Genomic DNA, 12081 nt, shown 5'->3' on the forward strand with positions numbered 1-12081 from the left:
CCTTTTATAAGCATAAATTGAATGTGTATTTTCAATTATAAGGATTGAAATCAACATTCATTCCATTGTATTCGATGTAGATTTTTTGTCGATTCACGGACGAAGTGGAATGGATTGGAAGGAGCATTGGATGAACGACACAATCGAGACAATCCTCTTGGAACATCTCATGAGAGAAGATGAAATCAGTGGTGAGGAGGCGCTCATTTTACAAGAGTCGGAAAAACGTTTCTATGAGGGCCTGATCATCGATGGGGAAACGATTTTAGACGATATGAATAGACCGGTGAGACGGAGTGGGGTGAGGCTCTGGGGCGTTCTCAAGAAAATAGGATATGAGGAACTACCACACGGCATCCAAGTCGACCTACAAAGAGACGGGGAGAACATAATCGCACGCGTGGTACTCCAGTGTCGATACGCGACAAGGGAGAGAGGACGTCGTCCTTCAAAGGACGACTTGGCAAGACATGCTCATCTATTGGACGCCCCATTCCTGAAAGGGGACGAGTTCAGTTATGTTTCGGACTCGGGAACGGAAAATCCTGAACTATTGAGAGAACGAGTCAATGAAGCGAAAAGTAAGAAGGTGGAACTCGTCTATACGCATGTCTCGAACGCCACCGGAAGGACGACTGATCGAGAACTGTCGGATGTATTGCGTGGTGCGGTCGAACAAATCATGCCGAGTTACGAGGCGATACTCGAAGTGGCGCCGACTCTGCTCGAGGAGCGAGTGACAGCCGAAGTGAAAAATTTTGAAGGGGGAAAAGCAGTGCATCCGAAGAACATGATCCTACAAGGGCCGCCGGGTACCGGAAAGACATATCATACGGTACTATATGCCGTCGCAATCATCGAAGGTAAGACGATGAGTGAAATCAAGACGGAGGGCTACGCAGAGGTGAAAAGAAGATATGCGACATATCGGGACGAGAATCGCATCGCCTTCACGACCTTCCACCAGTCCTATGGCTACGAGGAGTTCATCGAAGGTATCAAGCCGGTCGTGACGGCAGGTTCGAACGAGGTCGGGTTCAACATCGAATCGGGCATCTTCAAGGAGTTCTGTGACCTTGCTTCCGCCGACCATCGTTTCGGAGGACATGATGTCTCGATTGACGCCGATGCGCGTATCTGGAAGGTCTCCTTGGGTGGGTCGGGCGAAAACCCTCTTAAGAAATCGTGCTTCGAAGATGGGATGATGCGAATCGGTTGGGATGGATTCGGTGAAGATCCGTTCAAGAATCCATCTTCCATGAATCCATCCGAGCGCAGCATCCTGAGTTATTTCTACGAGACGATGGAAGTGGGCGATATCGTTCTCTCGTTGAAGGACGAACATCGCATCGATGGCATCGGCATCATCGATGGGGATGTTGAGTGGTTGGGGAATGAAGAGCGATATAAGCGTGGCCGCAAGGTGAACTGGCTAGCCAAGAACATATCGCTCGACATCTACGAAATGAACTTGCGCAAGAAATTGACGCAGAAGACCGTCTATCCCTTGGATCGTCTATCCGTATCCCAGGTCGAGCGCATGCTCGAAGAGGAATCTGGAATCCGGGAAGTGGACGACCGGAGCGAGAGGCCATATGTGTTCATCATCGATGAAATCAACCGCGGGAACATCTCGAAAATCCTTGGTGAGCTCATCACGTTGATCGAGCCCTCGAAACGCCTGGGTGAGGTCGAGGAGACGCTCGTAAAGCTCCCTTATTCGAAGAAGGAGTTCGGCGTACCGAACAACATCTATATCATCGGGACGATGAACACGGCGGATCGTTCCATCGCGTTGATGGACACGGCGCTGCGGAGAAGATTCCGATTCATCGAGATGTCTCCCGATCCTTCGATATTCCAGGGTGTCTCCGTCGGAGGGGTCGACCTAGAGCGCTTGCTCGACGTCATGAACCGTAGAATCGAGGCGTTGTATGACCGGGACCATATGATTGGTCATGCCTATTTCTCTGGATTGTCGTCCGAGGACGATGTGGATGCGCTCAAGGAAATCTTCCTCAAGTCGATCATACCGCTCCTACAGGAGTATTTCTTTGATGACCAGGAGAAAATCAGGGCCGTGCTCGGAGACGACCAAAGGAAGAACGGACCACACATCTTGACGGAACGTCCCGATTCATCCAAGCTGTTCGGTTCGTCCATCTATAGCATGGACCTTGAGAAGACATATCAGATCAACTCCGAGGCGCTCGGCCGTCGAGATGTCTATGAAGCGATTTATGCAGGTCATCATGCGGAAGTCTGATGTCATCGAGGTGATGGAGTATGAAGCCATCGTACGCAGAGGGCCAGGACAGAAAGTCGACAAGGAGACGTTCGAGGAACTCGAGGAGCTCATGCTCGAACTGTCTTCGGAAGGAAGGGACGGACTCGATTTCCTGTCCCTGTCATCACGCAAGGGTATCGGCAAGGTCATCCGTGCAAGGAACTACGTCGGCGTCCTGCAGATGCCGAGTGGTCGACAGCTCCAAATCCTTCCGAAAATCCATGGGGCGAAGGTCGACGCAAGGGCTGCCATGCTCAAGATGTTGAAGACGATGCGCGATTTCCCTAGTAAGTCGTTCGATGCGACGAATCTCGGAAGCTCGGACATGTCTATGTTCGAAATCTATATCAAGCTCTTTTTGAAGGAAGTGTCCCTCCTGGTCAGGAGAGGCTTGAAATCAGACTATCGTCAACTCGAGGAGAACGTGCGTTTCTACAAGGGGAAGATGAACTTCGCACGGCAACTCACGATCAATCACGTGCATAAAGAAAGGTTCTTCGTCACGTACGACGAGTACGGAATCGACTGCGCCGAGAATCGAATTTTGAAGAAGGCCTTAATGAAAGTCATCGGGGTTACGACAGATGCGAAGAATCGTAAAGAGGCGAGACGATTATTGGAGTACTTCGAGGGGACGACCGAGAGCCACGAGGTGGCGAAAGACTTCTCTAGTATCTTTGATAGCCGGAAGAACGGACATTATCAGATTCCGTTAGGGTGGGCGAGACTGCTCTTGAACGACTCCAACGTATCAAATACCACCGGTAGTTTGAATGTACAATCCCTACTATTCTCGATGAATCAACTGTTCGAGAGTTACATCGCAAAAACGATTAAACATCATTTTGATGAGAAGTGGGATATTTCCCTTAAAGGCCCCGTCGAACATCTATTCGATAATGGTTCGTTCAGACTCATCCCTGACATAGTAGTGAAGTATCAAGGCAAGAGGGATGGGAGACTGGGAACACGAATCATCGATACGAAATGGAAGGTTCTTAATCATGGAAACTCCAACTTCGGGATTTCCTCGAGCGACATGTATCAGATGTTCGCGTATGCGAAGAAATATTCCTGCGAACAGGTCGTAATGATTTATCCGCTGGTCGAGAACCTCCCGAATGACATAAGGGATATCCAATACACGGATGGTGACATTACCGTGCATATCTATCTGTTCGATTGCGTGAATGGAGAAGAGGATTTGGTCTGCTTCCTGCAAGGCCTGGATTCATAGGGATGAGTGTTGAGGTGAGATGAGGAGATTTATTAAATGAAACGGACGAGAAGAAAATGTACGAAAGTTTATTTGATTTGTCACAAGATATCATCAAAAAGATAGGAAGAGATGGAGAGCGTCCTAATACCTTGGAGGACATTCTTCTTGAAGAGATGAAGGACATCTATGGAGATGCTGCAAATGATAAGTATGAGCAAATCAAGTTATTCCTAGAGCGCACGGACGCCAACCATCGTGAGATTGCTGAAGGAAGACTGGAGGGTCGTTCGAGCGAAGCATGGCTCAAAGGTCGTTTGACGACTCGAAGTCAGCTGACCTATATGCTAACTACTAAATATGAAAGAAGGTAATCACATGTTCGATCCAAAAAAATTTCTGAATCAAAAGAACTTAAAAAAACAATTTGATAAGTTATCCAAAGTCATCGATGAGACGAAGGAGATTGCAGTGAGCAGGGTGTTCGAGAAGGACATCGAGAAAACGTTAAACGCGAAATCAATCCGTCAGCTCAGACTGGACCTCCTCGCAAGAATAAATGAATTGAAGAAAGACCGAGAATGGGACGATACAACGATGAAGCGGATTCGAGATTTGGAAGGGGTCGTACGAAAGTCCCTGCTGAAGCCTAAATTAGCTATCGTCGGCATGTCTGATGTTGGTAAGAGTCATCTGACCAACGCATTACTCGGTACATCAAAAATTCCCTCTGATTGGTCACCTATGACGTCAATCAACATATATATCAAACATATCGAAGATAGACCTGATTTCTTTTCGGATGAAGTCATTATCTTCTCCGGGGGACAGGATGGTTTTGACGTCAATCGAGTTGATGAACGCGCGTATTCAGAGAACTGCGTGTTGATGAGAGGAGGAGAAGACCTTCTAATCACATACGCGACAAGGATGTCAGAACTTGATGTCGAGGAGAACGAGGCGAAAGCGGCTGTCGTCTATCTAGATAGTCCGATATTGGAGCGCTGTGACATCATTGACGTCCCTGGATTCGGCACGGGAGATCGTGAATCGGATGATCAATATGCTCAGGAATCTCGACAAATCGCTGACCTCGTCCTTTACATGTCGGTATCGAATGCATTCATGAGGGGGACGGATATCTCATTCTTGAAGAGTACCATTGATACCTTACCTTTCATCGAGGGATTAGGTCGTCCTTTGCAGAATCTATTCATTCTTGCTTCGCAGTCCCATATCATCGGTGACGAGGCGAAGGTGAACCAGATTCTTGATGCCGGTATGCGACGTTTCTATCGTTCTGTTCCCGAGGAAGAATGGGCATCTCATTCAAATGCCCGTGGTCTCGAATATTCTGAGGCTAACATCAGAAAACGTTGCCACCCGTACACGACGAATGATGAAGAGACACGTAGAAGTTTCGAAATGGAACTAATCAAAGTACTAGATGTGCTCCCACCTCTGATAGAGGAGCAGACGAGAAACACGCTAAAGGACATGATTGAGGATCAGCGCAGAATGATTGAGAGAGAGATCCGACAACACGAGGCAATCGTTTCTGACCGCAAGGAGTACAGCGAGCGACTATATGTATTAGAGACTGCAGAACCTGGACGTCGTCTGAATGCAAGAAGAGAACGACAAGAAATCCATAGATTCATCGAGGGATTGAAAGAAAAGGACATCTTTCGATTCCGCCAAGAATACGCTGATGTCATGGACACGAAGAAAATTGTGAATCAAATTGATGAGGCAGGTATAAAGAAAGATGAGGAAGGTCAGAACGCACTAGTGAACCTCATCTCGAACGATTTAAGGTTCCGTCTCAACCAAGCCCTAGAGATATCCACCGAAGAGTTCGTCGAGAAAGTTGATGGCTATGTAGCAAATTTTGAGAGTGATATAGAGATCGCATCGATTGGTTCGAATGGATTGAATGTTTCCTTCAACGTCAAAAATGTATTCGTAGGAGGAGCTGTAGGAGCCGTCGCCTTCGGAGGTATGGCTGCCTACGCTGCTGCTATGGGAAACCTTGGCGGATATATTCTCATCGCTAAAGGTGCTGGCATCCTCAGTGCACTGGGTCTCAACGTTGGAATCTTTGGTGGGATGTCGGGCATTATGAGTGGGGTCGCTGCTATAGGTGGTCCAATCACGTTAGGGATTGCGTTGACGGCGGTCATCGGATTCTCGGTTTATATGGCTCTATCAGCTACTGCTTGGAAAGAGAGCATGGCGAAAGGGATACGTAAATCCTTCGATAAGGAAGATGCAGAAAAACAATTCGTCGTTGGTATCACGAAGTATTGGGATGATACGAGAATCGGATTTGATGCAGGTGCGGATGAACTTGAGAAAGAGTGGCGTCTGTACATCGAGAACATGCGAGCTGAGATTGATGGAGCTGAAAACTCAGAAATCGAGAAACAGATTGAAATGTTGTCACGTCATGAGACAAACTTATCCGCTTTAAAAAGTATGCTGTGATTGAGCATACTCATATGCGAATTTCGAAATAAGCTGACTTCAGGAAGAATGATTTTCATAAGCTGATCCAGTTTTCAGGATTTCATTGCCATGTTTTTGGAAAGCGAAGAGCAGTTGAGAAATCTTCATCTGATGAATGGTAGGCGGCCCTATCGACATGAGTCGACGGGCCGCTTTCCTAATCCGTTTTATTTTAAATATTCCTTCCTCTACACCATAACGATACTGACTGGAGTAGGAAAATCGGACGATAGGACGTCGTCTCGAATCGAGAAGGAGCTGGAATGAATCATGTGATGTCCACGTGCATATCTGCGTCCTTGGTTGATCATAGTGCTAGAACGAATTAGGATAGATGATTGTTGAAAACAACTAAAGTGTATACATTTCGACACCGAAATGTATACACTTTAGTTGTTTTTTCTTTCTATTCATCCGGACGTATCATCCGAATGAATAGAGCGATGAAATTCTCTGTATACGATTTCTCCTTTATAAAAGAAAAATATAGAAGATAAAGTAATCTAAAGTAAAAAAATACATTTTTATGGTGCAATCATGTCTATGAAGAAGGATAATGATTTTAGTGATGCTGCGAAAAAATACCGTCATCTCGTGACTCATTCATCAAGTGTGGAGGCGGTACGCAAAGAAATTTCATCTTGGAGGTATTCATGGAAAGGTTCAAGCGATTATTCATCAGTACTAGTCTATTGATTGGCGCGATGCAGACGGGCATGTCCATGCCGGCGAACGCCTTCACACAAAATGAAAAGGTTAGTTCCACGAGTGTTTCTTCTGGAGATATTAGACCTAAAGCGATGCAGGCGAGAGATGCGAGCGACGAATCAGGAGTCGGCGAAAAGGATGCGACACCACCGGCTCCCCCGGTGGTGAACGATATAACGGACCAGACGACGCTCGTAAGCGGGAAGGTAGCGCCTCGCGCGACGGTCATCCTCAAGATAGGGACGAAAAGCTTCGGACCTGTGACGGCGAGCGGGACCGGGGAATTCGAGTTCATCGTCGATAGACAGCAAGCCGGATTGACGGCAATCGTCAAGGTGATGGATGACGAAGGAAAAGTGAGTGGAGAGACGAGGTTGATCGTGAAGGATGTCACCCCGCCAGATGCTCCTCAGGTCGATGATGTGACGGATGCGATTTCCTATGTGACCGGTACGGCTGAACCCGGGACCACGATCACCGTCAAACATCAAACGAGCATCAAGGGGTCATCGGAAGTCGGGGAAGATGGGCGTTTCAAGGTATCGGTCTATTCCCTTGATGCGAACATGAAGTTGACCGTCACTGCGACGGATGCATCGAACCATAGAAGTAAGGAGACCTCGGTGGTCGTCAGGGATGCAAGCCCGCCTTCTGCTCCGACCATCTTCCATGAGGTGACTGATAAGACTACGACCGTAAGAGGAAAGGTACGTGACGGAAACCATGCGGTCATTTTGAAGAACGGAGAAGAGATTGGCTCGTCTTCAGTAGAGTCGGACGGAAACTACGAAGCGTTCATCCCCCTTCAATTAGCAGGTACGAGATTACAGGTCGTCGCAATAGACAACGCGGATAATCATAGTGAGGCGACGGAAATCATCGTCAAGGATGTCACGGCCCCATCCCCGCCGACCGTGAACGACGTCTCGGACCACTCCACCATGGTCAGTGGATGGACGGAACCGGGAGCGAAAGTCAAGGTCCAGGTAGGTAAGAAAATCATCGGGGAGAAAACGGCCGGTAAGGATGGGAAATACGGAATCGTCATCGCGAAACAGAAGTCGGGCACTGAGCTACTTGTCCAGTCAATCGATAAGGCGGGCAATATCGGGAGTGCTAGAAAGATCATCGTCTTGGACAAGACACCACCGCCGGTCCCGACGATGAATCCTGTATCTGACCAGTCGACGACGATCAGCGGCCGTGCCGAAGTCGGTGCGAAGGTGTTCATAAAGATGGGTGACAATGTCATCGGGAGCGTGATTGCTAATAAGGGAGCATACAGCATCAAAATCATTGGATTGGAGGCGGGTACCAAGCTGACCGTCCACGCCGTCGACAGCTCAGGGAATCAAAGCGCTAGGCGACAAGTGACCGTGTCGGATCGTACTCCCCCGATGATATCGAGCGTGAGCAAGCTGAAGCGCACTGACGGATCCGTCAACGGGAAGGCAGAGTCCGACGCCAAGATAACCGTCTTCCGCGGCTCACAGAAAATCGGCGAAGGAAAGGTCGATGGGAAAGGTAGCTTCAAGGTGAAGATAAAAAAACAAAAAGGTGGTTCAGTCCTGATCATCCGAGCTCAAGACAAGTCTGGTAACAGGAGTAAGGACAAGACGATCAGAGTCCTTTGATTGAACCATCCACCCTGACGAAGTAAGGGCATGTAAGCCAAGGATTATCTGACCGATCAACGAGAACATAAATTAACTTAAAGGATATGATGACGTGAAAAGCAATAAGGTGTACAAGATATTTCTGACGGCGGCAATCACGCTTGGATTCGGGTTAGCCGCTTCCCAGACGGTCTCCGCTTCCGAGGGCGCATGCAGCCCGTCGTTCATGGAAAGTGATACCGAAATCAGATTAGACATTAAATCATATCTATCCGATGCGCCTACCGGATCCTATCTAATCGCGGAGTATGAACGTGCTGATGGGGAACGGACAAAGACTACCCTGAGCAACCCGACATATCCGTATCGATTCGATATCTCTAAACAAACCAGATTCCAATTCCAGCTCCTGTCGAGGGACGGACAAGTATTGAAGGAATGGACCCAAGAAGTGTCGCCCATCGTGACTCGAATCAAGGCGATGAAGGGTGGAGATACGACCATCTCCGTCAACACCGAACCGGATGCGTCCATAGAGTACTCTTACGACGGCGAAGGTTGGAACTCGAGACGGTCGCTGACGACCGATGAGACGGGTGACTTCCGTGGAGAGTTCAGCAAGAGAGGGAGTGGTAACTTCTCCATCGACAAGACCATCGGCGAATGGCAAAAGCATCAGCAGGTATCGGTAAGGCATGATGAGATAGATGCAAGTCCACCCGTGATCGTTCGATCAGGACAGCAGGACGTGGACGACGAGGCGAGGGGGATACAGGTCGACATAGACGATTCCGTTCGTAAGATTCAAGTGGAATACCTCGACAAGGACGAAAGAGTGGTCAAGGACTCCGTAATCGAATACAGCGGTGTCGAAGGGATGGATACGACTCCGTACTATATCCGTAACACAGGGGATCACACGTTCAAGGAGGATGGCATCAGATATATCAGACTAAGAGGCACCAACGGTAACGACTGTGAATCGGAATGGAAAGTATTGAGTCTAAACTATGTCACTGGACCGGTCGTCCGGATGGATCCCTCTCTTGAAGGTGATATGTACGTCTCGGGACTGAGCGAACCGGGTTCCCGGATCATCTGGTCACAAGACAAGTCAATCGGGACGTCAAGGGTCGGAAACGATGGCAGGTATAAGATAAATCTTCCGAAAGAAGTCACGAAGAACCCGCCTAAGCTGAAGTTCTACGATGAATCGAACAAGGAGAGCGTCGTCGACATCTACGCCTTGGACAAAATCGATCGCTTCATGGCTACGAAGAGCCGCAATTCCATCTATGTCCTTGCTGCTCCATCGACACCCAACTTCGGGCGCCATGTCATCGAACTGAATGGCAAAAAAACATCTCTCGTCATTTCTGGGAAACAGGTCTATTTTTATGATGGAAGGGAATGGACTAATTTTCCTAAGCTACCTTTCACGATCAAGTATAGCGCCCTGAACGCCGATGGGACTACCAAGTATTCGTTCGAACAGGTCGTGAGTCAGGAGAAGGCGACGAAGGGTTTGGAGAATGTCAGGTACAATCTAGATAAACAAGTTCTTTATGGTGAGTCGAATCTTTTCTATCATACGTCAATATGGGACGAGAAGACTCGTTGGTCATCATCGGCCTATGCATACGAAAAGCAAGTGAGCTTATCTCTGAGTGACAAGAAGGAACTCGTCAAGGTCGGCGATACGGTCTCCATCTACACAAATGCAGGCGGGGGTGGCGTATATTATGCGCAAAGTATCAAAATCAAGCAGACGAAGAAGTTGAAAGCTCCGATAGTGAAGGAAGTCACCGACTTTTCCGACCATATCGAAGGTAGCACGCTCCCTGGTATGACTGTCCAAGTGAAGATGAACGGTAAGACCTATACCGGACAGAGCTCTTCGAAGGGCAAGTTCAAGTTCAAGGCCGCCTCTCCTGTAGCGGGGAAGGAAATTCAAGTCGTAGCTACCGACCGCCTGAATCAAAAAACACCGGTCACCATCTCGAAAGTCTTGAGAGTATTCCCCTACTTCAGCGTCTCCGGTGTGACGACGAAAAGTACAGGGGTGAAAGGCAAGGGTAGTACAGGGGCCGAAGTCAGTGTATTCGTCGGGAAGAAGTTGTTGGGTAAGACGCTCATCGATAAGAAGGAAAACTTCTCAATCAAATTGCCGGAAATGAAGAAGGGGACGACACTGAGAATCGATGTGAAGAAGAAAGATTATCAAACGAGGTCTTTGACGATTAAAGTGTACTGAGAAAGTTTTATCATGACGTCTCTGGCGATAAGCTAAAAGGTCTTTCCTTGATAATTTATTTAAAAGAACTCAAGATAAACTCCGTCAGACTGTTTATCAATCGAAAAAAGAAGCTGATTCTATTCATTATAGATCCAGCTTCTTTTTTTATATTGTTTTTTTAGTTCTATTCAAATCTGCTTCTAAATAAAAATTAATAAAACCTTTGATGATGAAAATGTATTCGATTGTTTCATTTTAGTACAGCCTAATTCAAATCGACTTAGAGAAAGTCTACCCTCATTTCCTGAATATATAATGGTAAATATTTAGCCTTCAATGTCGCGGAGTTGAATTTATGTACAGTTATACTGCTAGGGACGAAAGTGAATTTATCTACTCCTTTACATCTTAATTCTAATAAATATACATCTGGAGAATCATTCTGTCTAAAAATCATGTCGACTTTACGTCTCTCGAAGCCCACATTACTATTTCTTTCGACGAGTTTTATTTCGCATTCGTAGTTATAAAATGAACGATAGAAAAAGGGAAGCATTTTAAACCTGTCTTTATGTTTTTTGAATGCTGTTATGTCGGAAGCTTTTAAAAACTCAAAGTCGATAGTTCCGTCTAGCAGCATTTTATATTGCTTACTAGCTTGTTTTGAAGGTAAATTCCTCCAATATTGTAATCCGATTAGATGAGGTAGGTTTTCTCCTCTCAGCTCTATATTAATTTTTTTGACTTTTCCCTTTGAGTTCACATAAGTATATCTTCTATTAGCAATTTTTTCTTCAAAGAAAAGAGCGAAACGATGTAAATCAAGACTTTCACTTTTAAAAAAATGAGTCGGGGTTTTGAATGAATCTATCGTATACAAAGAAAGCACCCTTTCATAAAAAAATCTGGCTGGTACCTTGAGGGCACTCAGCCAGAACTAATAGTTTAAATGTAATGGTGGCCCGTCTACGCCTTAGGGCGATAGCAGTCGCAGTATTATTTTCCTTCAACTTGAAGCCGCTGCGCCGGAGCAGGTCACCATTACTAACCCGCTAGCTTAGTCTTTGATATTCGCTTTAATCCGATTGATTAAACCTAGGTTGTCCACATAGTTTTTTGCTTAAAAATTCGAGTCGCTACTTTGCCATTAGCAAAAAATGAATTGACTGAAGATTGTCTCCAGTTCTATTGTTTTGTTTTTTAAATCGTATTCAATTTTTTGAAGATCATATTTTGTTTGATGTTAATTTTTTCTCAGATCTACTCCACAAAAAATAGGAACTAACCCTAGGATCGATATTAAAGAATTCTATCAAAGACCGTAAAATGATGTACTATTTTTAATACATCACTTTCCTATTTTATCCCATGCTTCAATCTGAAATCAACAATGTAGTCCCTGATCTTTTTATGAACAACTAAATACATATTCCGAAGAGCATTCCATTTTCCTCTTGATTATTTTTCTTGAAATCTTATGGTGATCAATAATCAATGTTGACTTCGGACT

7 protein-coding genes are annotated in these 12081 nt (G+C 46.3%); 6 read left to right on the forward strand and 1 reads right to left on the reverse strand.

The window, feature by feature from the left end:
• Positions 1-130 precede the first annotated feature (130 nt).
• The 6 genes from BW42_RS16605 to BW42_RS15205 all read left to right on the forward strand — a co-directional run bounded on the left by BW42_RS16605 (position 131) and on the right by BW42_RS15205 (position 10589).
• Positions 131-2266 (forward strand): AAA family ATPase, encoded by a 2136-nt coding sequence (locus tag BW42_RS16605; protein WP_052019215.1) that lies wholly within the window; start codon positions 131-133, stop codon positions 2264-2266.
• On the forward strand, positions 2241-3524 hold the full coding sequence (locus BW42_RS15185) for an McrC family protein (protein ID WP_035413010.1): 1284 nt from the start codon (positions 2241-2243) through the stop codon (positions 3522-3524). The genes BW42_RS16605 and BW42_RS15185 overlap by 26 nt, the downstream gene beginning before the upstream one ends.
• 56 nt (positions 3525-3580) lie before the next feature.
• Entirely contained in the window at positions 3581-3877 is a 297-nt protein-coding gene (locus tag BW42_RS15190) for a hypothetical protein (RefSeq protein WP_035413012.1), read from the forward strand.
• A 4-nt stretch (positions 3878-3881) separates the two neighbouring features.
• Positions 3882-5990: a dynamin family protein gene (locus BW42_RS15195; RefSeq protein ID WP_035413014.1), complete on the forward strand. Its 2109-nt coding sequence runs from the start codon at positions 3882-3884 to the stop codon at positions 5988-5990.
• Between the two features lie 674 nt (positions 5991-6664).
• Positions 6665-8353: an Ig-like domain-containing protein gene (locus BW42_RS15200; protein ID WP_052019217.1), complete on the forward strand. Its 1689-nt coding sequence runs from the start codon at positions 6665-6667 to the stop codon at positions 8351-8353.
• A 94-nt stretch (positions 8354-8447) separates the two neighbouring features.
• Positions 8448-10589: a hypothetical protein gene (locus tag BW42_RS15205; protein WP_035413016.1), complete on the forward strand. Its 2142-nt coding sequence runs from the start codon at positions 8448-8450 to the stop codon at positions 10587-10589.
• A gap of 262 nt (positions 10590-10851) precedes the next feature.
• On the opposite strand, the gene BW42_RS15210 is transcribed toward BW42_RS15205, so the two are convergent.
• On the reverse strand, positions 10852-11451 hold the full coding sequence (locus tag BW42_RS15210) for a PBECR4 domain-containing protein (protein ID WP_035413018.1): 600 nt from the start codon (positions 11449-11451) through the stop codon (positions 10852-10854).
• Positions 11452-12081: the final 630 nt, after the last annotated feature.

The organism is Exiguobacterium sp. RIT341 (assembly GCF_000632205.1).
GTDB lineage: Bacteria > Bacillota > Bacilli > Exiguobacteriales > Exiguobacteriaceae > Exiguobacterium_A.